The 23,569-nt window shown below is 49.8% G+C and carries 20 protein-coding genes and 1 tRNA gene; 13 read left to right on the forward strand and 8 right to left on the reverse strand.

Annotation, left to right across the window (positions count from 1 at the left end):
• Positions 1-3 precede the first annotated feature (3 nt).
• The 4 genes from ACZ45B_RS05835 to ACZ45B_RS05850 form a co-directional block, all read right to left on the reverse strand.
• A complete protein-coding gene (locus ACZ45B_RS05835) occupies positions 4-735 on the reverse strand; it encodes an ABC transporter ATP-binding protein (protein ID WP_024544465.1) in 732 nt (243 codons plus the stop codon).
• Between the two features lie 5 nt (positions 736-740).
• Positions 741-1,409: a RibD family protein gene (locus ACZ45B_RS05840; RefSeq protein WP_024544464.1), complete on the reverse strand. Its 669-nt coding sequence runs from the start codon at positions 1,407-1,409 to the stop codon at positions 741-743.
• Entirely contained in the window at positions 1,402-1,845 is a 444-nt protein-coding gene (locus ACZ45B_RS05845; protein ID WP_024544463.1) for a DUF3531 family protein, read from the reverse strand. The genes ACZ45B_RS05840 and ACZ45B_RS05845 overlap by 8 nt, the downstream gene beginning before the upstream one ends.
• Before the next feature lie 318 nt (positions 1,846-2,163).
• On the reverse strand, positions 2,164-3,444 hold the full coding sequence (locus ACZ45B_RS05850; protein ID WP_024544462.1) for an ABC transporter substrate-binding protein: 1,281 nt from the start codon (positions 3,442-3,444) through the stop codon (positions 2,164-2,166).
• Between the two features lie 218 nt (positions 3,445-3,662).
• Between ACZ45B_RS05850 and pilM the strand changes: the two genes are divergently transcribed.
• From pilM to ACZ45B_RS05875, 5 genes are all read left to right on the forward strand, one after another.
• On the forward strand, positions 3,663-4,766 hold the full coding sequence (pilM, locus tag ACZ45B_RS05855; RefSeq protein ID WP_024544461.1) for a type IV pilus assembly protein PilM: 1,104 nt from the start codon (positions 3,663-3,665) through the stop codon (positions 4,764-4,766).
• Between the two features lie 3 nt (positions 4,767-4,769).
• Positions 4,770-5,501: a PilN domain-containing protein gene (locus tag ACZ45B_RS05860; RefSeq protein ID WP_024544460.1), complete on the forward strand. Its 732-nt coding sequence runs from the start codon at positions 4,770-4,772 to the stop codon at positions 5,499-5,501.
• 61 nt (positions 5,502-5,562) lie between these two features.
• The gene (locus tag ACZ45B_RS05865) at positions 5,563-6,390 is read left to right on the forward strand and encodes a hypothetical protein (protein ID WP_024544459.1); all 828 of its coding nucleotides are present in this window, start codon (positions 5,563-5,565) and stop codon (positions 6,388-6,390) included.
• A 161-nt stretch (positions 6,391-6,551) separates the two neighbouring features.
• A complete protein-coding gene (locus tag ACZ45B_RS05870; protein WP_024544458.1) occupies positions 6,552-8,765 on the forward strand; it encodes a hypothetical protein in 2,214 nt (737 codons plus the stop codon).
• Between the two features lie 179 nt (positions 8,766-8,944).
• Positions 8,945-9,766: a carbohydrate ABC transporter permease gene (locus ACZ45B_RS05875; protein ID WP_024544457.1), complete on the forward strand. Its 822-nt coding sequence runs from the start codon at positions 8,945-8,947 to the stop codon at positions 9,764-9,766.
• A gap of 11 nt (positions 9,767-9,777) precedes the next feature.
• On the opposite strand, the gene ACZ45B_RS05880 is transcribed toward ACZ45B_RS05875, so the two are convergent.
• The gene (locus tag ACZ45B_RS05880) at positions 9,778-10,740 is read right to left on the reverse strand and encodes a DNA polymerase III subunit delta' (RefSeq protein ID WP_024544456.1); all 963 of its coding nucleotides are present in this window, start codon (positions 10,738-10,740) and stop codon (positions 9,778-9,780) included.
• A gap of 70 nt (positions 10,741-10,810) precedes the next feature.
• Here ACZ45B_RS05880 and ACZ45B_RS05885 point away from each other — a divergent pair, with 70 nt between their 5' ends.
• The 4 genes from ACZ45B_RS05885 to ACZ45B_RS05900 all read left to right on the forward strand — a co-directional run bounded on the left by ACZ45B_RS05885 (position 10,811) and on the right by ACZ45B_RS05900 (position 15,130).
• On the forward strand, positions 10,811-11,158 hold the full coding sequence (locus ACZ45B_RS05885; RefSeq protein WP_024544455.1) for a hypothetical protein: 348 nt from the start codon (positions 10,811-10,813) through the stop codon (positions 11,156-11,158).
• 117 nt (positions 11,159-11,275) lie between these two features.
• Positions 11,276-11,611, forward strand: a complete 336-nt coding sequence (gene psb28, locus ACZ45B_RS05890; protein WP_024544454.1) for a photosystem II reaction center protein Psb28 — start codon at positions 11,276-11,278, stop codon at positions 11,609-11,611.
• Positions 11,612-11,812: 201 nt separating this feature from the next.
• Positions 11,813-14,629 (forward strand): preprotein translocase subunit SecA, encoded by a 2,817-nt coding sequence (gene secA / locus ACZ45B_RS05895; RefSeq protein WP_024544453.1) that lies wholly within the window; start codon positions 11,813-11,815, stop codon positions 14,627-14,629.
• Positions 14,630-14,818: 189 nt separating this feature from the next.
• Positions 14,819-15,130, forward strand: a complete 312-nt coding sequence (locus ACZ45B_RS05900) for a hypothetical protein (RefSeq protein WP_024544452.1) — start codon at positions 14,819-14,821, stop codon at positions 15,128-15,130.
• A 12-nt stretch (positions 15,131-15,142) separates the two neighbouring features.
• Here ACZ45B_RS05900 and ACZ45B_RS05905 read toward each other — a convergent pair whose 3' ends face one another.
• Entirely contained in the window at positions 15,143-18,859 is a 3,717-nt protein-coding gene (locus ACZ45B_RS05905) for a response regulator (protein WP_081699613.1), read from the reverse strand.
• 551 nt (positions 18,860-19,410) lie between these two features.
• Here ACZ45B_RS05905 and ACZ45B_RS05910 point away from each other — a divergent pair.
• Positions 19,411-20,658 carry a serine hydrolase gene (locus ACZ45B_RS05910; protein ID WP_024544450.1) on the forward strand — a complete coding sequence of 416 codons (1,248 nt, stop codon included), beginning with the start codon at positions 19,411-19,413 and terminating at the stop codon, positions 20,656-20,658.
• 26 nt (positions 20,659-20,684) lie between these two features.
• Here the strand turns inward: ACZ45B_RS05910 and dnaN are convergent, their stop codons facing one another.
• Entirely contained in the window at positions 20,685-21,872 is a 1,188-nt protein-coding gene (dnaN, locus tag ACZ45B_RS05915) for a DNA polymerase III subunit beta (protein WP_024544449.1), read from the reverse strand.
• A gap of 358 nt (positions 21,873-22,230) precedes the next feature.
• On the opposite strand from dnaN, the gene ACZ45B_RS05920 reads away from it, so the two are divergent.
• Positions 22,231-22,452, forward strand: coding sequence for a Calvin cycle protein CP12 (locus tag ACZ45B_RS05920; RefSeq protein ID WP_024544448.1), 222 nt, complete (start codon positions 22,231-22,233; stop codon positions 22,450-22,452).
• On the opposite strand, the gene ACZ45B_RS05925 is transcribed toward ACZ45B_RS05920, so the two are convergent.
• Positions 22,449-22,589, reverse strand: a complete 141-nt coding sequence (locus ACZ45B_RS05925; protein ID WP_464675012.1) for a hypothetical protein — start codon at positions 22,587-22,589, stop codon at positions 22,449-22,451. The genes ACZ45B_RS05920 and ACZ45B_RS05925 overlap by 4 nt on opposite strands.
• A 79-nt stretch (positions 22,590-22,668) precedes the next feature.
• Here ACZ45B_RS05925 and ACZ45B_RS05930 point away from each other — a divergent pair, with 79 nt between their 5' ends.
• Positions 22,669-23,262 (forward strand): DUF3177 family protein, encoded by a 594-nt coding sequence (locus tag ACZ45B_RS05930; protein WP_024544447.1) that lies wholly within the window; start codon positions 22,669-22,671, stop codon positions 23,260-23,262.
• Between the two features lie 88 nt (positions 23,263-23,350).
• A tRNA-Phe gene (locus ACZ45B_RS05935) sits at positions 23,351-23,423 on the forward strand.
• Positions 23,424-23,569: the final 146 nt, after the last annotated feature.

Here is a 23,569-nt window from a genome sequence, read left to right on the forward strand (position 1 = left end):
AGGTCACCAAGCGTCACCGGTGGGAGAAGTGGCAGCTCGGAGGGTTTGTTGAACGTCAGCCCAGGCAATGGCGGGTTGATGGGCTTGGTAATGGATCTGGCCACGGTCGAGGTAAATGAGCTTTGTGGCAAGTTGTTGGGCAAAGTCAAAGTTATGGGTCACGATCGCCAAGGGGATTTGTCGTTGGGCTTGGTAGTTGACCAAGAGATGAAGCAGGTTTTGGCTACGACCCAAATCGAGGGCTGAGGTGGGTTCATCGAGTAATAAAATATCAGGCTCTGTGAGGAGGGCGCGGGCGATCGCCACCCATTGTTTTTGGCCCCCCGAAAGGAGTGCTTCGGTGCGATCGAGCCATTCTTGGGGAATCGCCAGGGCTTCCTGCCAATGATGCCAGCGTTTTTGGATGTCTTGGGCAGTCAAGTTCCGGAGCCGGAGAGGATAAAACAAGGTCTCTTGCACAGTCATCCCCAACAAACGTGCTTCCTGGGGAACGAGGGCAATCTGTTGGCGCAGTTGAACGGGATCATAGTGAAGATAAGGCTTTCCCTGAAAAAATAACTTGCCATGACTCGGGTTTTGGAGGCGATTGAGGCAGTGGAGCAGGGTACTTTTGCCAGAGCCGGAGGGCCCGACGATAAGGAGGCGATCGCCTGGCTCCAGGGTTAAATTAATGTCCTGCAAAATGGTTTGTAACCCGTGCCGGAGAGTCAATTGTTCAACCGTTAAAATCGCCATGGCAGTTATCGTCTAACCCGGTAATGGAGAAATAGCTCTGAGGCGATCGCCTGGTGGTCGAGGAGCTCTAACTGGAGGCCCACCGTTTGCAACAATCCCTTCCCCCCCATGGGAGTTGGGGCCGCAGCCCCCCCCAAGAGGATTGGACAGATCGTCAAATACAACTCATCCAAAAAGCCCTGTTCCCCAAAGCTGGCGATCAATTCGCCGCCCCCTAGTAAACCCAGGGTTTTAAACCCCTGATGCCAAAGCCTTTCTAAGGGCGATCGCCAGCTCCCCATCGGATCGAGGGGTAACACTTGCCCGAAGCCGGCAAAGCCCTCCCACTGGAGTATGTTTTCCTGGGCCGTGACTAAGCCCCGGGGGATTGGCTGCTGGAAAAATGGCAAATCCCGGGGGATATTTCCTGATCGTGAGCAGACAAAATGGGTCGGCTGGGGCGGCCTTTGTTGGTCTTGACGTTGCTCGAGGAGGTGGCGATCGCGAATCGGTAAACTCGTTCCGTAGGCCCGGAGTGTATTCGCCCCCAAGAGCACCCCATCCATTTGAGCGATCAAGCGCTCCAGATGAGCCTTATCTTGGGCAGAGGGAAATCGAGCCGCAGACCCGGTATAGTCAGCAATTTTTCCATCGACCGTCATGGCGGCGATCGCCACAATCCGGGGCCTATTCATACCAACTATCTTCGTCCCCCTGTTCAACGGGCCAATCCTCATTTTCTCCACCGATCACAATGCGGCGTAGATCGATGAAATCTTTACTTAATTGCTTAATTGCATTGACCAATACATCTAGGGCAATAAGGTCGCTGGTTCCCAGGTCAAACCAACAGCGGCCCCAAGTCCCTTCATATTCAAAATCTCCCTTATTGTGCATCAGTGCCATTAGAGCATTGTCTGCTTGGTCTTCGTCATAGGTGAGATAACTAACTTCGACCCCTGTTTCCTGGATCTGGAGATTTTCGGCATTAAAGCCCCCCAACTTACCGATATAAAACCAAGAATCAAATAATTCTTCTACATACTGCTTTTCCGTTGCTGAGGGCACATGGTCAAACTCTAACCATATCCAGAGGTCAAAGGGAGAAAATTCGCGAAAGTGTACTTCCATATTTTTTGTCAGCAATAATGAGCATTAGCAGAAACGCAATTGTAATCGCTTTCGATGAAATCTAGGTTATCTCCCCCAATTCTTGTCTTCCTCCCAGAGAGGGCCTTGGGATTTTACTTTCATCAAAAGTCTGCGAAGTTCCATACCCCTCAAGGAGAGAGGTTCTCTTGTTCCCCTCCAGAGAAGGGGCTAGGGGAGGATTATTCACCAATTACGGAGCCAACCCGTGACCTCCTCCAGGGATACCCGCTAACTCCCCTCAAGAAGAGATCTTTTCCTGTTCCCTTCGTGGGTCGGGGCCAAGGCACAGAAGAATTGTTACAGAGCATTCCAGGCTGCCGCCGCATCAGCTACCGCTTGGGGGACGGTTTTTTGGCCAAGCATCGCTGCCTGGAGGTTTTCGTAAATCAGCTTTTGTAACGTAGTGAGGTTCTCCTGGGCCGGGATTAAAATTTCTGCATCGGCCAGTTGTTCCGCGCTAATTTTACGAGCCAAACTAAGACTATCGGTGGCAGCATTGGTGGCAAGCTTCGCAATGTACTGTTCTACAGCTTCTGCGGTGGAGGGCAGTACGTTCGCCGCTTCTGCAAAGGCCAATTGATTTTCAGTATTGGTAACGAATAGGGCGAAGTTAAAAGCCGCCTCGGGGTCATCACTGTCTTTAGGAATGACTAAGTTCATTACTGCCACGTTTTTCTTGCCGGTATCTCCAGTGATCTGGGAAGCCGGCACAGACACCTGGGCAATTTGAGGCGCATTCTGCTGAATGGTGTTAATAAACTCGGGCGAAGTATTGACGATCGCCGTTTCCCCGGCCTGATAGAGTTCAATGCCATGGCTATGACCCTGGGTGAGCACCTCTGGGGGCAACAGTTCAGCCTGGTAAAGGTCTACCCAATACTGAAAAGCCGCTAAGCCCTCGGGGGTATCAAAGCCCGCAGAACCGTCTTCATTGACGAGAGTCACCCCCATCTGCACCATCGATTCCAGCACTTCATTAGAATCTCCTGGCACAAAGGTCACAAAGAAAGCATATTTACCGGTGCGTTCCTTCACCTGTTGGGCAACTTGGGCCAATTCTGCATAGGTGCTGGGGGGATTGGTAATGCCCGCTTGGGTAAACAAATCTTGATTATAAAAACTGATGCGGGTGGTGAGATACCAGGGAATACCAAAAGTCTGGCCGCCTATCTGATTTGCTTGCCAAATTTTGGGGAGATAGCGATCGCGCAGCTCTGGGGTCAGGCGATCGTCGAGGACGAGCCAAGCATTGCGGCTGGCTAACTGGGAGGCAAAATTTGGGTTGAGATTTACCACATCGGGGGCAGTCCGCGCTGAAACCGCCGTGAGGATCTTACTTTCCATGGCCGACCAGGGCACATCCACCCAGCGCACTGTTTCTTCGGCATTCTCTGCTTCAAAAGCTGTGATTAAGTCATTGAAATAATCTGTAAACTTTGGTTGCAATTGCATTGTCCAAAATTCAACTGATTCCCCAGTACCGCTGCGATTACCGCTGGAACTACTGCAGGCGGCGATCGCCATCAAGCTCACCCCCAAAAGTAGCCCACACCCCAAACGCCGAAAACCTTTGACCATTAGAAACTTATCTCCCAAAATTATTCATACATTGTGATCGCTCACATCGCATCACCGTTCAGATCATGCCACCATCTTGACTACTTCTGGGCCAAAATTGCTCCCTTGGGCATCATTTCCTATTCACTTTTAGCAAACTGAGCTAGATTTAATAGCAACCAGGGTAGCGGCGGTCAACACCGATGGCTCCGTAGGTCACCACTTCGGAACATTTTCCTATGCTGAATTTCCTCCAAAATATTTTCAAACCCAAACAAAAAGGGATTGGCATCGAGATCTCCACGGAAAAATTGAACATTGTCCAGCTTAAAAAACAGGGGCAAATCTACAAACTTTCCACCTACATTAGCGAGCCCATCCCCGAGGGCGTTTTCGAGGAAGGCAAAATTGTTGATGTGCCAGCCCTGGCTGAATTGATCCAAAGCACCCTTGCCAGTAACAACATCAGTGCAAAACAGGTAACGGCGGCAGTACCCATGCGGGAAGCGATTATTCGTCTCATTCCGATCCCCGCAGAACTCGATGAAGCAGAACTGCGAGACATGGTGCTCAATCACGAGGCCAGTCTTTATCTCCCCTACCCCCGTGAAGAAGTAGATCTGGATTACCAAAAATTAGGCTTTTTTCAGGATGAGGATGGCATCGATAAGGTGCAAGTGCTCCTTGTGGCAACCCGACGAGAAGTGACAGATACCTATGTGGAAACCATTGTTCAGGCTGGCCTCGAAATCAACATTCTCGAAATAAATAGTTTTGCTCTCCTGCGGACAATCCGCGAGCAGCTCCGGCAATTCAGCTCCCAGGAAGCGGTGGTCTTGGTAGATATTGAATTCGACTGTACTGAAATTGCGATCGTCGTTGACGGGGTGCCTCAGTTTTCTCGGACGGTGCAGATCGGTGCTTCCCAACTACAAAATGCCCTCTCTCGGGCGATGAATTTACCCGCTCCCCGCGATATCGAGTTGCTCCAGGGGATGACGATCCCGAATACCCCCATGGAAGGGGCGCGTACAGGGGCAACGGGAATTAATCCAGGCATGGCAGCGCTATTACGGGTATTGGGGGAACTGGCCGATGAGTTACGCCGCTCCATTGATTTTTATCTCAACCAGAGTAATGAATTGGAGGTGGCCCAGTTAATGCTGGCGGGGCCTGGCGGTGGAATTAGCCAGTTAGACGAATTTTTCACCCAGCGCTTGAGTATTCCGACGATTCAGATTGATCCGTTTGAGGCGTTGTCAATCGAGGTGGATCAAGAAATTTCTCAGGTGCAGCGTCCGGCCCTGGGTACAGTACTGGGTTTGGGATTACGGGAGGTATAGGCGATGTACGGCTTAGATATTAATTTTCTAAAAGACCGGGGTTTAACAAAAGAAGCACCAGGGGCGATCGCCGGACGAATTAGCGGCAAACCAGGGACTGTTCCGGGGCAAGAGCCAGGGCCTTTGATTATCGGGGGCGCAGTTGCAGCCGTTGCCCTGGGAGTCGTGGGCTTTTTGTCTTTGTTAGGCAACCAAGATAAGGCCCGGGTACAAGAAGAAATTGCCGTCATTGACCAACAGCTCCAGGGAGCCAATGCCCAGCAAGCACGGCTACAGCAAATCCAACAGGAAATTGACACATTTAGAGGCCAGAGTCAAGTTTTTGTTGAGGTTCTCCAGACACGCATTAAACCTTGGGCGGCAGTTTTACGGGAAATCGGCGATCTGACCCCTGCGGGTTTGCGCATTGCTTCCTTTGAGCAGACAGAAAATCAAGTTTTAGTGCGAGGCACGGCTCGGACCTTTACCGAGGTCAATGATTTCGTCCTCAATCTGCCGGAATCTCCCTTACTCCAGGGGGAAGAAATTTATATCGTCAACGCCAACCTGGTGGACAATCCGGTCACCGCAGAACAGGTAGAATTTCCTCGGCCTGTGGCTTCCTTTAGTCTGCCCCAGGTGGTGGAATATACCGTGTCTGTTTCCCTGCGTGATCTAACGGATGCAGAGGTAATCCAGACCCTAGAAGCCCAAGGAGCAAGGGGGATGGCCGAGCGATTACGGAGTAGTTTTTAGGGTTTTGTTGGGGTGAGATCTAAACAATGTACATACATACGGTGAGGAGGAGTAACAATCGATGACATACGCAGAAGAGTTCCGGCAGACGATGACGGAAATGACCATGGTTGGTCAAGAACAGGGCTTTTTTGAGGCTTTTGGTGTTCAGTTCACCTCAAAGATTGTGGGGGTGATGATTGCGATCGCCGGCATTGGTCTTAGTGGTGGCCTCTGGTGGTTTCTCGTCAAACCCATCCAAGGAGAAGTAGACACGCTCACGGTAACCTTGCGGGAAAAAGAAGCAGAGCTCGCCCAAAAAGGCAGTGGCAATCTCGAATCACAAATCGCCCAATTAGAAGTGGAGCGACAAAATGAAGCACGAATTGCGTCGGACATTTTCAATGCCTACGGTCAGGATAAGCAAATGGAAACATTTTTGCTGGACTTTAACCGGGTGTTGACCGCAAGCAATGTGCAGCTTACTACCTACGAGCCGACGCCGCCCAAGCCAGAATTCATCACCGATGCCGCCGCCTATGGGGAAGCGGCGGTCAATAAGTTGAAATACCAGACGTTTAATGTCAGCTTTGCGAATATGACCTACCCAGAGGCGGAGTCGATGTTGAGTAACCTCGACCTGTTGCAGCCCCTGTTAGTGATGCGAAATTTTTCAACCACCACTTCAGAACCAGCAAGATTTCGTTTTGAAAATGGCCGTTTGGTAACATTAGCTCCCCCACGCTTAAATGTTAGTTTCGTGGTTGATGCATTGATTGCCCCGACGCCGGAGGAATTAGCCCAGCGCCAAGAAGAGTTGGCGGCAGAGGCGGCCGCAGCAAGCCAAGAAGGTCAACCAGCAGAGGGTGAAGCACCGCCAGCAGAAGAGGCTCCGGCTGAGGGGAATTAAACATTTGAGCCAGTGAAATTTTGCTTTTTTTGAGTTAACAAAACTTAGTGGCTATCTTTTTAAGCTTTTAGGATCTATTTCTAAAATCATTGTTACTTATCATCGAGTCAGATCTTCGTTTTTCGATTACATTTAATTAGTGTGTGTGGAGATTTTTTGTCGTGAATATTAAGTCTTATTCTGGTGTCATCGCTAGTGTTGTTGCTTCTACGGTGTTGGCCGCTCCGGCCCAAGCAGCGAATGTTCAAGTGCAAGGCCTTGAGGTACGACCGGGAAATGGCGGCCTAGAGCTGGAGTTGAACTTTACGGACAATGATGGTGACATTCTGAGCCCGCCCTCGGTTTCGACGACCCAGCGCGATCGCACACTGATCACGGAAATTGCCAATGCAAACTTAGATCTTGCAAATGGTCAAAAGATATTCACGCAGGATAATCCACTACCTGGGATTGAACGCCTAGAGATCACGGAGCCGACCCCTGGTAATGTGCGGATTGTGGCCCTGGGCTCAGAGGGAGCACCGACAGGGGAACTGCTCAGCCAGGATGGGGACAGTATTTTATTGAATGTTGCGGCGATCGCCCCCACCGAAACAGCCCAGACGTCTCAGCCCCAAGTCACAACAAGAATTATTGAGCCACCGATGTTGGCCCAGAATAATCCAAACAATCAAAATAATAATCTCTTGCAGCCCACATCCCCTGTGCCACCATTTTTGCCCAGGGCGAGTGCGCCGCCAGTGGGTGATATTTCAGTTTCGACCATTGACTCGACAGCAGGCAACTATGTCAATCTACAAACCAATGCTGTAGTGCCTCGCTTGGTCTTGAAAGATGCGCCCATTGAAGATGTGATGTCTCTCTTGGCGCGTTCTTCTGGTTTAAATATCGTTGTAGGCGGTGACGTTAGAACCGTTGCAGAGGGAGAGCTACCGCCAGTTGTTACCTTGGATATGGAAAATGCTCCAGTCCAGGATGTATTTAATTATGTCTTGATGTTGGGGAATCTAAATGCAGTCAGAAATGGCAACACGATTTTTGTAGGCAGACAATTACCCTATGCTGTTGCGCCGAGGATTACCCGTAGTTTCCGGTTAAATCAGGCTACTCCTGAAGAAGCGAGATGTTTCTTGTTGACTGGTGATTCTAGTGTTTCTGAAGTCATTAACGAATCACGTGAAATAGAAACATCCGAAGCAGCATTTTCTTTGGATGCGGAAGGTAGCAGTGTACCTACTTCTCGAACTCAAAGTACTGCTACTTCCCGACAAGTAGAGAGAACTTGTGCGAGAACACCAACAGAATCTGAAGTTGCTAGAGGGCTTTTTTCTCAATTCAATACCCTCGATATTCTTACAGATGCTCGACTCAATGCACTCACATTGAGTGGTGATCCGAGAACAATCGAAGTTGCTAGTAATTTTCTACAACAACTAGATGCTCGGCGTCGTCAGGTTGCAGTCAACGTCAAAATTATTGATGTTACTTTGGAAGGTAATCGTTCGATAGCCTCAGATATTAAACTTTTGCTTGATGACCGAGTTGGCTTCGATGCAGAAACCGGTATTATTTTGTCGCCTAACGGTGAAGCAAGACAAATTTTAGGAACTGGCACTTTAGAGCGGGCCCTTGGCCTTGGAACAATTATAGATAGCTCAGGACCTGGAAATTCTCTGCTTCAAGTACCAGGAGGAACTCAAGGAAATCCAGATATCAGAGATAGAAGAACAAATCTAGCAGGATCACTGATTGCAGGGCTTATAGAACAAGGAACTGCAAAAATCATTGCAGACCCAACATTGATTATTCAAGAAAGTCAAACAGGAGAGTTGAGAATTACCGAGCAAATCATTAATAGCGTGAATGTCGAAGTCGTTTCAGGCACAGACAATACAGCTCCTACTTTTTTAGCTGAACCAGAGCTTGCTGAAGTAGGGTTGATTGTCCCTGTAACTGTAGAAAGTATTGATGACAATGGATTTGTTACTCTCAATATTACTTCTGAAATATCAACAGCTGGTGATGTGCAGCAGTTTGAATCAGGCATCGGTATTGACAATACAGTGACATTAAAAAGACAGAGTATTCTCAATTCTGGAACCGTAAGACTTCGCGACAATCAGACACTTGTTCTGGCCGGAGCGATTGATGAGCGAGATATCGTCACTACTAGCAAAGTGCCTATTCTTGGTGATATTCCTATTATTGGTTCCTTGTTTAGAAGTACTTCTAGAGAAAATAGCCGTCGCGAACTTCTCTTTATCATTACGCCACAGATCCTTGATGATTCTCAGGACGCAACGTGGGGTTATGGCTATCAACCCAGCGAGACTGCTCAACAGATGCTAGAAAACAATCGTTTTCCGACCCGTTAATTCTGTCTAAAAAATTGTTTTTTCCCAGTCCTTTAAGAGATGCGAAGTTACTCCCTTCCATCTCTTTTTTTATCAGAAAGATTTAGAGACTAAATTCCTTTAGAGAACAAATCTCGACAGGCGATCGCCTTGAGCAGCAATATAATTCAAAAGAATGTAAGCCGCCAGCACTGAACAACATGAAGCACCTCAAAATCACTGCCACATATCTCTTGTTGGGGGCGATCGCCCTAGCCATGCTTTTTCCGCTACTGTGGCTCCTGAGCACCGCCCTCAAATCTCCCACCGAAAACGTCTTTAGTTTTCCGCCCCAACTCATCCCCCAAAGCCCGACCCTCAATAACTTCATCACCATCTGGCGCGAACATCCCTTTGGTCGCTATCTCTTCAATAGCACCTTAATCGCTGTTCTCACAGTCGGCTTTAATCTTTTATTCTGCGCTCTCGCCGCCTATCCTTTAGCTCGTCTAGACTTTCGGGGCCGTGACGTCATCTTTGCTACCATCGTCTCGACGATCATGATTCCCTTTCAGATTGTGATGATCCCCCTGTATGTACTGACCGTACAACTGGGTTTACGCAATACCTACCTAGGCATTATTTTTCCGAGCCTGGCCTCTGCTTTTGGGATTTTTCTTTTGCGCCAAGCATTCCAGGGAGTCCCCAAAGAACTCGAAGAAGCGGGTCGCATCGATGGTTGTACTGAACTGGGGATTTGGTGGCATTTAATGATCCCTGCGGTGCGTCCAGCCCTAATTACCTTGGCAATTTTTGTATTTATTGGCTCCTGGAGTGATTTTTTGTGGCCTCTGATTGTAGTCGATCGCCCCGAATTTTATACACTGCCCTTGGGAGTAGCAACCTTAGCAGGTCAATTTTCTCTCGATTGGCGTCTGATTGCAGCGGGTTCCATTATTTCAATCCTGCCCGTGATGATTTTGTTTGTCTTTTTGCAACGCTATATTATCCCCAGCGATACCAGCAGCGGCGTTAAAGGTTAACCCTCCCCTCTCTACAGGGGGGTAATGCCCGAGGAGGCAACTTCCAGAAAAAATGTTTCCCACACAAGGCGCGGCTGTACGTAGCTCCGTAGATGTTTCCGGATCACTTCAAGGCGCTGTACTAGGCCCTCATGCCGGAAGGTTTGCCAATATTGATATTGCAAATAGTCGATTAACTGTAATTGGATCTCCGGGTCGAGGGTATCGTGGAGGGTTTTAGCTAATTGCAATGCGCCGACGGGTTCCTGGGGCAACTGCTGCAAGCTGCGCAGTAAATCCTGGGGAACATTACTGAGCAGCTCATAAATTTGGATCGCGGCCCCTGGACTCCCCTGGGCGATCGCCAACACCGTCTCATCCGCCAAAATATGTTGATATCCTTGGTTTATCAAAATGCGCGCCATGTCCGCCTCCGGTAAACGATAAAAAGGAACTTTTTGGCAGCGGGAAACCAGGGTCGGCAACAAACTATCTGCACTGGGGGCCAACAAAATCAAAGTCGCTCGGCCCGGTTCCTCTAGGGTCTTGAGCAGGGCATTAGCCGGAGATTCTCCCATGGTCTGGGCTGCCTCGATCACCACCACACAGCGGGGCGATTCTAGGGCTGGACGACTGAGAAACTCCCCCAATTGCCGGATCTGTTCAATGCGGATTTGGGGCGGTGCTTTGCGCTTGAGACCCGCTTCTTGGGCCTGGGCCGGGGTATAAAGTTTTCCCTGGTGCTGGTAGGTCGGCTCCACCCACAGCAGATCAGGGTGATTATTTTTTAGCAATTTGTAACGTACTAAGCGTTGTTCGCTTTCAGATCGCCCCTGGGTCATTAGCGCCGTGGTAAACCCTTGGGCCGTTAAGCGCCGCCCAATGCCCTCTGGCCCTGCAAAAAGGTAAGCTGGCGCAATGCGCTCTTTGGCGATCGCCTGACGCAATAGAGCAACAGCTTGGGGCTGACCGATCACTTGGTCGAGAGAAATCATAGGGTTAGGGTCCACCTGTTCGGTAATATAGGGGGGGAATGCCTCAGCACGGTTAAAAGATAAAAGTTTTATGGCGCGTTATACCTGTTCATACCTCGTTGGCCTCTCCGCAACGGAGATGATCGCCTCCCTGAAAGATATCATTCAGGAATGTGACCTCGACCTGACCTATGAAACGGGGGGTTACATTATGGCCAAAGAAAAACCCGGTAATATCACCTTTACCAAGCTTGTACAGCTTGAGGTGCTGTTTGATCGCAATAAACTCCTCGACGGTAGGCTGCAAGTTGACTTCGTCGCTAAAAACGAAGAGCTTCCCCTCCAGACAGATAATCACTGCCGCACCGTGTTTGAAGCCATCCAACGCACGGTGAGTGCCCAGCAGCCCTGGCAACTCGAAGCCGATAGTATCGATTAATCTCAATCCTCCCAAGGGGCCAGGGAAATTTTGAAGCAACCCCGAAGGAAGCATCAACAAACCGATGGGAGTATGAGAAGATAAGGGCACAAAGATATGAAGAAACATTAAATTACCATGGCAGTTATTCAATTTTCCCAAGGTGTTGATGAACCCAAAGTGCCCGGTATTCGCTTGACCCGCTCCCCCGATGGCAGTACTGGCACTGCCATCTTCTCCTTCGAAGATCCGGCTGCCCTCGCCCAAGAAAGCACCGACGAAATCACCGGGATGTACCTTATTGATGAAGAAGGGGAAATTTCTACCCGGGAAGTCAAAGCCAAATTTTATGACGGCAAAGCCCGTGTGATTGAGGCCCGTTTGGTCATGCGCTCCATTGATGAATGGGACCGCTTTATGCGTTTCATGGAGCGCTACGCTGCTGAAAACGGCATGGAATTTACCAAAGCCTAATTTTTTAATTGGAAAGTCATTGGATTTTTACGGTGGCTTTCCTCGCCGCTTCCCTCCCCCCCCGAAAATGGGAGTGATACCATAGTTAAAAAAAGTTATTGAAGTTGGCGATCGCCCTCAGCCTGGGGGAACGCTGCGCCAGTGGTCTTGCGATCGCCCCGCTATTTTTTGTCCTAACCTCCGTTTGTCGAACAAAATCCTATGTTTAAGCAGTTATTTGGTGACCCCAACGCCCGTAAACTCAAGCGGTTCCAGCCCCTTGTAGCGGACATTAACCTTCTCGCAGAGGATTTTGAAAAACTCACCGACGACGAACTCGCCCAAAAAACGGTAGAATTTCGCGCCAAACTTGACAAAGCAAACAGCGACGAAGAAACCGAAGAAATTTTAGACGAAATTCTCCCCGAAGCCTTTGCCGTTGTCCGAGAAGCTGCCAAACGCGTCTTGGGGATGCGGCACTACGATGTGCAGCTCCTTGGGGGCATCGTGCTCCACAAAGGGCAAATTGCAGAAATGCGTACCGGGGAAGGAAAAACCCTGGTGGCCACCCTCCCAGCCTATCTCAACGGCTTGACCGGAAAAGGCGTCCATGTGGTCACCGTCAACGACTATTTGGCGCGCCGAGACGCCGAATGGATGGGTCAGGTACACCGCTTTTTGGGGCTGACCGTAGGGCTGATCCAATCCACCATGGGCCCCCAAGAAAAAATTGAGAACTATCGCTGCGACATCACCTACACCACCAACTCAGAATTGGGGTTTGACTACCTGCGGGACAACATGGCAACCACCATCCAAGAGGTGGTACAACGGCCCTTCAACTATTGCATCATTGACGAAGTAGACTCAATCCTCGTTGATGAAGCGAGAACTCCCTTGATTATTTCTGGCCAGATCGAGCGGCCCATGGAAAAGTATCTCCAGGCGGCAGCCATCGCCCAACAGTTAGTACCCCAGGTGGAAGAAGACGGCCCCGGAGATTATGAAGTAGACGAAAAAGCCCGTAACGTTTTGATGACGGACGAAGGGTTTGTAAAGGTAGAAAAATTGTTGGGGGTACAGGATCTCTACGATGAAGAAAACCCCTGGGCGCACTATATTTCCAATGCGATTAAGGCAAAAGAGTTGTTTAAAAAAGATGTGAACTACATTGTCCGGGGGGATGAAGTGGTGATCGTCGATGAGTTCACAGGGCGAATTATGCCAGGCCGTCGCTGGAGTGATGGTCTCCACCAGGCGATCGAGGCTCAAGAAGGGGTAACAATCCAGAAGGAAACCCAGACTTTAGCAAATATCACTTACCAGAATTTCTTTTTGCTCTATCCGAAGCTGTCGGGCATGACGGGGACAGCAAAAACCGAAGAGACGGAATTTGAGAAAGTCTATAACCTCGAAGTGACGATTATCCCCACTAATCGCCCCCCCAAACGGCAGGATTTGCCCGATGTGGTCTACAAAAATGAAAAGGCAAAATGGCGGGCGATCGCCGAAGAATGTGCCCACATCCATCAGATGGGTCGCCCGGTGCTGGTTGGCACCACCAGTGTCGAAAAATCTGAGGTGATTTCAGCCTACCTCCACGAAATGGGCATTCCCCATAACCTCCTCAATGCCCGTCCTGAAAATGTCGAAAAGGAATCGGAAATCGTTGCCCAGGCTGGTCGAAAAGGGGCCGTAACCATTGCCACCAACATGGCTGGTCGTGGTACAGATATCATCCTTGGCGGCAACTCAGAATATATGGCCCGTCTAAAAATGCGGGAATATTTTATGCCCCAGATCGTCAAACCCGAAGATGAGGTTAATTTTGCGATCGCCGGCAGTGGCAAAAGTAGTGGCGGCCAGGGCTTTGGCCCCGGTGCCAAGCTCAAGAAGAAAACCTGGAAGACCAGCCTCGATGTTTACCCCACAGAGTTGCCCCCAGACATTGAGCAGGAATTAAAAGCGGCCGTAAAGTTTGCGGTAGATCAGTATGGTGCCCAGAGTTTGACAGAGCTGGAAGCAGAGGACAAATTGGCGATCGCCTCGGAAAATGCCCCCACCGCCGACCCCGTGATCCAAAAGCTGCGCAATGTGTACCACGCCATCGAAAAGACCTATCACGCCCTCACCAGCGTTGAACATGAAGAAGTCATCCAGAGTGGTGGCCTCCATGTCATCGGTACAGAACGCCACGAATCTCGTCGGATTGATAACCAGTTGCGGGGCCGGGCAGGCCGCCAGGGTGACCCCGGTTCGACGCGGTTTTTCCTCAGTCTCGAAGATAATTTACTCCGGATTTTCGGGGGCGATCGCGTCGCTGGCCTGATGAATGCCTTCCGAGTCGAAGAAGATATGCCCATCGAATCGGGGATGCTCACCAAGTCCCTCGAAGGCGCCCAGAAAAAAGTCGAAACCTTTTACTACGATGCCCGGAAACAGGTATTCGAGTATGACGAAGTGATGAATAACCAACGGCGCGCCATCTATGCCGAGCGGCGGCGGGTCCTGGAAGGTCAAGACCTCAAGGAGCAGGTGATCCAATATGCCGAAAAAACCATGAGTGAAATCGTCGATGCCTATATTAATCCGGAACTCCCCCCCGAAGAATGGAAGCTCGACAAATTGCTCGATAAGGCGAAAGAATTTATCTACCTCCTTGAAGACCTCACCCCCAAAGACATCGGTGATATGACCGTGCCGGAAATTAAAACATTCCTCCACGAAGAAGTGCGCAAAGCCTATGACCTCAAGGAAGCCCAGGTCGAAAAAAGCCAAGCCGGTCTCATGCGTCAGGCGGAGCGATTCTTTATCCTCCAACAAATTGATACCCTCTGGCGGGAACACCTCCAGGCGATCGACTCCCTGCGGGAATCTGTTGGGCTGCGGGGCTATGGCCAAAAGGATCCCCTGATTGAATATAAGCAAGAAGGTTATGAAATGTTCTTGGAAATGATGATCGACATTCGCCGGAATGTGGTTTATTCACTGTTCCAATTCCAACCCCAACGGCAACCCCAGCAACCCCAAGCGGTATAGGTAGCTTCAATCGAGAATCCCCCCATCGTGGGGGATTTTGGGTTTTCAATCTATGGTCAAAATTTGCACAAGCTTGAGAACTTCTCCCCTTTGAGTTTTCCTGGGTAAGGGGGCTTAAACCTCGCCATTTTCCTTGAGAGTACGGGAGTAACTATCGAGCTAATCTGTACTGAAGCAGTGCCCGAGACGATGTTAGAATTTTCGCAATTTGAGGCGGGTTATATCCTTTCCCAAAAGGAATTAGAACAGGCTGTGGGCTATCGGCAACGGGATTATCCAGAAGCTTTTGAGCAATTTTTAGCGGATGTCTATGGCCTTGTTGTTGCAGCCCTAGAAGAAATTTTGCCCCATCTCAGAGTTTATCCGGCCCTAGATTTTTATGGATTAATTATTCTCGATCCCAGTCAGATGACCCCAGAAGAAATGAAACTGTATCACGATCGCCGTGATCGTCTTCTACGGGTACAGGTACGCCAAGAGATGCGCCGCTCAGAACTGTGAGTCAATTTTGATTTAGGATTCGAAGTAATGGTTGATAAACTGGGTGACTTCTTCAAAGTAGTCATGGATGTTCCCCATGAGGCGTTCAAGGGTGACATAGTTTTGCTCAGGTATGGCGAATTCAATGGCGGTGCACCATTCCGGAATTTTGCGGATACTGACGCTACTGGTAGCCCCCTTGAGGCGGTGGGCTTCGTAGGAAATTTGTTGGGGATCTTTGCTGGCGATCGCCCCCCGGAGGGCCTCAATATAGCCAGGGGCAAAGGTCATAAATTGCTTGAACATCTCCCGATAAAAACGGGGGTTATCCCCATATAGCTGGGTAAGTCGTGGCAAATTAATCGGGAGATCGGCCTCCCCTGGTGCTGGGACGATCGCCCCGGCCAAAACTTTAGGGGCCACCTGTTTGAGGGGAGAAATTGGGCGGCGGTGGGGTAATTTTTGGAGGCATTGGTCAATCACTTGGTGGAGGGTATCAAGGCTAATCGGTTTTGCGATGTAACCATCCATCCCCGCAGCTAAACATTTCTCGCGATCGCCTTTCATGGCATTGGCAGTCATGGCAATAATCAACTGATGTGCGTCCCCTTGCTCCTGGTCACGGATCACTTTCGTGGTGCTGTAGCCGTCTAGTTCTGGCATTAAGCAATCCATCAAAACCAAGTCATAGGTCTTGTGTCGGAGTTGATCGAGGGCTTCGCGACCGTTGTTGACACAATCAACATCCCGGAAACCCATCAGATCGAGCTGATTGAGCACAACCGTTTGATTAATCGGTGTATCTTCTACCACCAAAATGCTGATTTCTGGCGATTGCTGAGCTTCTGCATCCAAAATCTCAGTCAAGGTCAACTCAACCTCAGAGGTGGGATTGGTAGTGACCGGAGCTTGCAAGCAAGCCAACAACGCTTTTTGTTGGATCGGCTTCAGGAGATAGCGAATACCTTGGTTTTGAATCCAGTTTTTGAGCCGCGTATAGTCCACCGCCGATACCAGGAGAACCAGATTGTCCCGGGGTAACAAACCTTTTACTTTCTCTAAAACCGCTTCAATACCCGTCTGGTTCCCCAAAATTGGCAATGCCAGTAAAATCAAATCGATGCTGACCGCCTGTTCGAGGGCCAAAATCCCCCCCATAAAATCCCCATGGGCAATTACGCTAACACCACAATGGCTGAGATACCCTTGGGTCGCTTGGAGTGATAGGGGGTGAGAATCGATGAGTAAAACGCGGTAGGGAGCTAATTGGGGCAGGGGTGGCGGTGCTTCTAGTCGGGAAAAACAGGCTGTAAACCAAAAGGTTGAGCCTTGGCCAGGGGCACTGTCTAGGCCGATTGATCCCCCCATGAGGCTGACTAGATGTTGGGCGATCGCCAACCCCAACCCCGTGCCACCATACTGCCGGGTGGTCGAAGGATCGACTTGGGAAAAGGAGCGAAATAATTTTTCTTGATCCGCCTGATCGATGCCAATGCCCGTATCTTTAACTTCAAATCTCACCAAGACCGACGTTTCGTGGTCAACCACAGGGAAAACCCGAATCGTTACGGAGCCTTGGTGGGTGAATTTGATTCCGTTACCGACTAAATTTGTCAAAATTTGTCGGAGCCGCACAGGATCCCCTTGGAGAGTCCCTCGGAGCCCTGGATCAATGTTGGTGATCACCTCGACTTGTTTGGTTTGGGCTTGGAACGCCAACAGCTCTGCCACCGATTCCACACAATCAACGACATCTAAGGCGATCGATTCGAGGCGCATTTCCCCCGCTTCTAGTTTCGAGAAATCCAAAATGTCGTTAATCAGATAAAGCAGATGATTGGCGCTCTGGGTCAGGGTTTTGATGAAGTCTTGTTGCTGGGAATTGAGCTGAGTTGTCTGTAACAACTCAGCGATGCCCAAGATGCCATTCATGGGGGTACGGATTTCATGGCTCATATTGGCTAAAAACCGTGATTTGAGGCGAGAAGCGGCAAGGGCAGCTTCGCGACCTTCTACCAAATCATTAATATTTTGGGTGACGATCACGACGCCCCCCACTTGATTCTCTTGGTAATACCACGGCTGGATTGTCCATTTGAGATATTGCTTCGTTCCATCACCCTGGATATAAACATCCTCGTCGCAGCTTATCACCTGACCCCCTAAGGCTTGCTGGAGATTGGCTTGGTGTTTTTGGGTGAACTGCGGAAAAACTTGTAGATGCGATCGCCCGAGTAAGGATTCTACCTGTAGGTGATAATCCACAAGCCATTGATGACTATGGGCGACATAACACAAATGTTCATCCAGCATCGCCACCGCCACGGGCATATTACGAATGAGTTGTCGGAGTTGACGTCGCTCCTGCTCCAGAGCTTGGCTGGCAAGCTTTCGGTCTGTCACTTCGATCATTACCCCTTCGAGACGCACGAGGGTATCATCGTGATCAAAAATACCCCGGCCCTGTTCAAAAACCCAACAAATACTTTGATCTCGGCGAATCAGGCGATATTCATCGGTGAAAGTGGGCTGTGCTGGGGTAATACTTTTGAGGCTAGCGAGGGTGCGATCATGGTCTTCTGGATGGATGATCGCCCCAAAGGGACGGATTTGATTATTGAGGAAATCCGTCGCCAGGTAACCTGTAATCGCTTCAATGCCGTTGGAGAGAAATTCCATTGTCCATTGTTCGTCTGGCAAACAACGGTACACTGCCCCAGGAATATTCAGTACCAAACTGCGGTAACGGGCTTCACTACTGCGGAGGGCATCTTCGGTGAGGCGGAGACGCTCAATGCGAGTTTTGAGGGTCTGGTTGACGGTTTTGAGGGCAATGGTTCGTTCGGCAACCTTTTCTTCAAGCTGATTGTTAATTGCTTCGAGTTGATTGTTAGCATGGGCCAATTCGTCTAAAGCGCGTTTGCGTTCGATTTCGGCGGCGGCCCGGGCTGCAAAAATCGTGATTAACTTGGTGGTTTGTTCCTGGTTGATGGCAGTTTGGTCATAGTGGATCTGGAGGCAACCGATACTGCGGGCTTCACGGTCACGAATCGGGAATTTGAGGGCTTGGCTCGCGATCGCCTCCTGGGGAAGAGAACCTTGGGGGGCCGCAAACTGAGGATTTTCCCAGGTCGCTAAGATTTGCCGAGTATCGGGGGGAGAGCTCAGGATTTCACTAATCTCTACTTGGCGGACATTGAGGGCGATCGCCAAATTCTCCACAAAGGCTGCAAAAAAATCTCGTCCAGTGACGGCGGCCGTGCCTTCGAGGATGCGACTGAGAATGCTTTCTGCCTTTTTGCGCTCTTGAATTTCCACCTGGAGCTGCTGGTTGATTAAGGCCAGCTCCTCCGGACTCTTGAGGGCCAAAAATTTTGGCAAAAGAGTGTAAAGTTCAACGGCGGTATAACAAGAAACAAGGGCGGTAAAACTACGTTCAAAACCATCGATCCAATAAATCGGAAACCAGAGGGTCACCATATCCAAGAGGTGACCGACGCCACAGGCGGTAATGAAAGCACTAAACAGTAAAAATACCCGGGAAAAAGGCATATTTTGCCGTTTTCTGACAAAATATACCAGCATAATTGGAATCGAAAAATAGGCGATCGCCGTCAGAGCATTAGCCACCAAGTGGAGACCGACCAGGGGAGTTTGCCAGAGATAGCAGTTGCCATGGGGCATATACATGCGTCCGCTTAGAAACGCCTGTAGGCTATCCCAGGTTAAAGAAAAAGATGAATTCACCATACATCGCCCTCTGTTTTTTTTCGGTCGAACTGCCCTGGAATTACACCCTAATAAAGAGGTGAAATTATTTTTTCAGCACTGATTTATCCGTAGCAAAAATTGTAGCAGCCTGCCCCAATTTTCACAGAAGCAATGCCTTAAAGAATAATTAAAAACCACCAATTAAAACTATTTTTAAGTGGTAAAGAAAAGGCCAACTGGCTTTTAAAAAAGCGAGCCCTATCCCCCTCTAGTCTCGAAAAAATACAACTTGAGACCTCTATGGCCCACAGTGGTAAGCCTGGAGCGTTTTTCCTTAGGTACTAGATTAATTTTCTTCGTAAAAATTCAGCGATGATCTCAATCACTATTAACTTCATTAATTTCTTTTTTAGGAGGGGAACTTTAGTTGGCATTTGTCGTCAAATATACGGTTTTTTTTTGAAATCTCCAAATGCCTAGTAGCTTTCAATCTCCTTGAAACTAAAATCTCTAAAATTGTGGCGCGATCGCCAAATACTTCAGGCATAATGGGGAAAATTCATTTTTCCAGATCGAAGCAGGAGTCATCCGTGGTTGGTAAGTCCCGTCGTCCCAAACGCAGAAAAACCCAAACCTCACCATCCCTGAGCGCTGCGACTCATCCTAAAGTGATCGCCCTAGATAGTCGCTATCGGCAAGGTGAACGCTCTGGTGCCACTGCCACCCTCACCTCACCAGCCCCTCCCCGGCGGGCCGCCACTGCAAAACGGCGTACCCCACGAACTGCGCGTCAATTTCGCCTCAAGCTCCCTCGACCAATTTTGTACCCCCTGCGGTTACTCATCGTTGGGGCAGGAATTAGTGTCTGCATTGGGACAGTGTTGACAGCCGCAAATTTTCGCACAGCGCCCTTAGCAGATCTGCCTGAAGCAGCTTCGGGCACAGAGCAACGCCTCAATCCAGAGCTTCCCCCAGCTACACCTGAAGCGCTCCCCCTGGCTACCCCCTTGACCCAGTTAGCCGCAACTACCCAGGCGGCGATCGCCAGCGAACCAACCCTAGACGCTTCGCTGTTGTTTGTAGACCTCGACACGGGGGAATACCTCGATGTGGCTGGCGATCGCGCCCTGTCCGCTGCCAGCACAATCAAAATTCCGATCCTTGTGGCTTTCCTTGAAGCCGTAGACAAAGGGGAAGTTAACCTTGATGACACCCTCACCATGACCCAAGAAGTAATTGGCGGCGGATCCGGCGGCATGCAGTATAAAACCCCGGGCTCGACCTATTCAGCCCTATACACCGCGACGGAAATGAGTGTTAACAGTGATAACACCGCCACTAATATGATCATCGAGGTGCTGGGGGGCAATACGGCTCTCAACGCCAAATTTCAACAGTGGGGCATGGCCCAAACCCAGGTAAATAACCCTCTGCCAGACCTTGAGGGGACCAATCTCACCAGTGCCAAGGATTTAGCGCACCTCTTAGCCCGCATTAACCAAGGGGAAATCTTATCTATGCGATCGCGCGATCGCCTATTCCGCATCATGGGAGCCACGAGCAACGACCGACTCTTGCCCCAGAGCCTCGGTCAAGGGGCCGACATTGTCCACAAGACGGGCGATATCGGCACGATTATCGGCGACGCAGGCATTATTGACCTGCCCAACGGAAAACGTTATGTAGCCGCTATTTTTGTTGAACGCCCCTACAATGACCCCAAAGGCCGGGAACTGCTCCACAAAATTAGCCGCCAGTTCTACGACCACATGGAAAAAGTCACACCTGAGCCGATCATTGCCGAGCCGCCCCCAGAAACAGAAGCCTCCACCCAGTAGATAGGGGTAGAGCTTGGCCCCTGGGCTTAGTTACGAATTTGGACTGGCATAATTAAATAGGTCATCTGGATTGGGCCGAGGGGCGTAAAGATCACCGGTTGATTATTCTCGTTCAACTGCATTTTAATTTCGTTACTGGGTAAGGCCTTAAGGCCATCAATCAGATAACGCACGTTAAAGGCAATCTCAAGGTCAGCCCCTGAAATCTGTGCCGGAAGCGCCTCTTCACCACTCCCCACATCCTGGGCTTCTACGGCGAGGTGGAGCTTTTGATCGGCGCTGTTGAGGCGGAATTTCACAATATTGTTTTTCTGATCGGCCAGCACCGCTACCCGTTCAATACTACTAATGAGCGATCGCCGCTCCAGGGTCACATCCCGGCTAAATTGTCGGGGGATGAGCTGATGGTAGGCCGGATAAGCCCCCTCTAATTTGCGACTGGTCAAACGCTGGTGATTTACCTCAAAGATCACTTGGCTGTCATCTAAGTGCAGGGCAATCAAATCACTTTCATTGGCGGTAGTCAACATCCGCTCCAGTTCCCGCAGCGCCCGAGCCGGGATTGTCAAAGCAAAATCTTCTAGGGTCGGCGCGGGCAACTTACTCGGTTCGGCTTCCGTATTCGTTTCTGGATTTGCCTGATCACTGGTTTCCACAAGGGCTAAACGGTGACCATCAGTGGCGGCGAATTCGAGGCAATCTTGGCGATGGGTAACATGCACTCCGGTTAAGACCTGTTTTGTTTCATCGGGGCTGGCCGCAAAAAGTACTCCCCCAAGACCCTCACTTAAGGCGATCGCCGGGAGCATCAGCTTTTTGCCATCCTGAATTGTTGGTAATTCCGGAAATTCCTCTGCCCCCATACCTCGGATCTGAAAACGCCCCGTTGCCGCCGTGAGAGTTGCTTGGGCATCCCCCTGGGCGAGAGAGTCAAGCGGGCAGCTCAAGGTCACTTCCCCTTCCGGTAGGCGAGAAACAATATCATTGAGCAGTTTAGCTGGCAGGGTTAAAGTCCCCCCTTCAATGACCTGGGCCGGGAAACTGGTACGAATTCCGAGGCTGAGATCAAAGGCAGTCAGTTGAATTTGATGACGGCTTGCATCCGCAGTCAACAGCACATTTCCCAAAATGGGATGGGTGGGCCGCGAAGGAACCGCCCGACCCACGAGGGAGAGTTGGCTATTTAAATCACTTTGACTGCAAATAAACTTCATGGCTTTTTCTGGAGATCTCCAAGCAGAGCAGATAGATTCTACTACAACATTCCGAGCCCGATAGGATTTTTTTATGGCCTGGAAGGGAGTGATACCCGATCCAAGACAAACTGATTCGCCAGGTTTCCTACGGTACAATGGGCAATAGTAGGGAACCTCCATTCTTTAGACATAAGCCTACACTCATCTCCAGCGGTGAAAACCCATTCACTCCTAGGAAAAGTAAGGCCTTTTTTCCATCCCTGCACCAGTCATTGATGTTGTGTTTTTGTGTGCTAATCCCCAAGGCAAGCGCTGCAACATTCGTCGCTGGTAATCTCCAACTCAGTTCAAAGATAGCAAGATAAAACGAGGATTCATGACCAATATTCATCAAAAAATTGAACAGGAACGGGAAGCTGCCCGGGAAGCTTGTAACACAAATGCGACTTCCGCTGAATGTGCGGCAGCCTGGGATGCTGTTGAAGAACTGCAAGCCGAAGCATCTCACCAACGGGAACAAGAACCGGAAAAAAGCCCCCTCGAAAAGTTCTGTGACGATAACCCCGATGCAGATGAGTGCCGTCTTTACGAAGACTAAAGCGCTTGGATGGTGGCGATCGCCCCAGGATTTAAAAAATACATTAGCTGCCTTAGGTTATCTGTCCCCCTGCCACAATAGTGAGACAGCATAGCAAGAGTCGGCCCCAAAGCAGTGGTTTCCCTCCGTAGTGCCACTGCTTTGACTTGTGTATACTGTGAAAAATCAAAAATTCATCTTTTTTTACCCAAGTCAACTTTTCGTTAAATCAAAACAATGGATGAAACCTTGCTGCAGCAACTAGCCTGGATGGATTATCGTCTGGCTGTTATCTTTACGGTGATTGCACCGATTTTACTCTTGATCTGGAGCTTTTTGGCCAAGGTGGAATCGATGCAGCGACTCCTCGGGATCTACTGGAAGGTGGCAAGCCTGTTGATGGTGACAGTCTATCTCTTGATTCCAAGCTGGTCAGTGGGTTATTTGACTGGGCTATTGTCGCGTATTCTCATTCCCTTGGGACTATGGTTTTGGATCGACCTCAATGAAGAAATTCGAGATCAACCGACCAGTCGCCTAAAGTTGGCTTTTACAGCTTGGCGTTGGGCCGTCACAATCTATTGTGGTTTGGGGGCGATCGCCAACCTCCCCTTCATCGGCTGTGCTTTTTCTGGGGTGATGCGCCAAGGGGCCTATTGCCAAGTTTGGCTCGAAGCACCCAGTCGGTATCAACAAATCTTACATGCTAATTCTTCGCCAGGTTTCTTGGGCTTTTTGGGCATCGTTGGCTTGGTTGTCTATGTGGTTTATCTCTTCACTTTTCTAGTATTCCGCTTAGGGCGTCAGGGTCGGATTGCGATCGAAGAATAGAAGAAATTATCCATTTTCTAGAAAAAATCCCCGCAAAGGGGTTGCCAATTCAAAAATGCTTTGCTAAATTAGAACTTGTGCGCAAAACGCCAGGATAGCTCAGTCGGTAGAGCAGAGGACTGAAAATCCTCGTGTCGGCGGTTCAAATCCGCCTCCCGGCACTGCATACAGAGAAAGTTCGCTCCGGCGGACTTTTTTGCGTTTGGGTTACTTTAAGGCCCGATGTCCCAAGAAGCCAGTGATTCCTGGTTGAGTCCTTGGGGCATTTTTGTTGCGAAAAAACACGGAAACTCGACATTGCCCGTGG

This window comes from Picosynechococcus sp. NKBG15041c, from assembly GCF_055380235.1.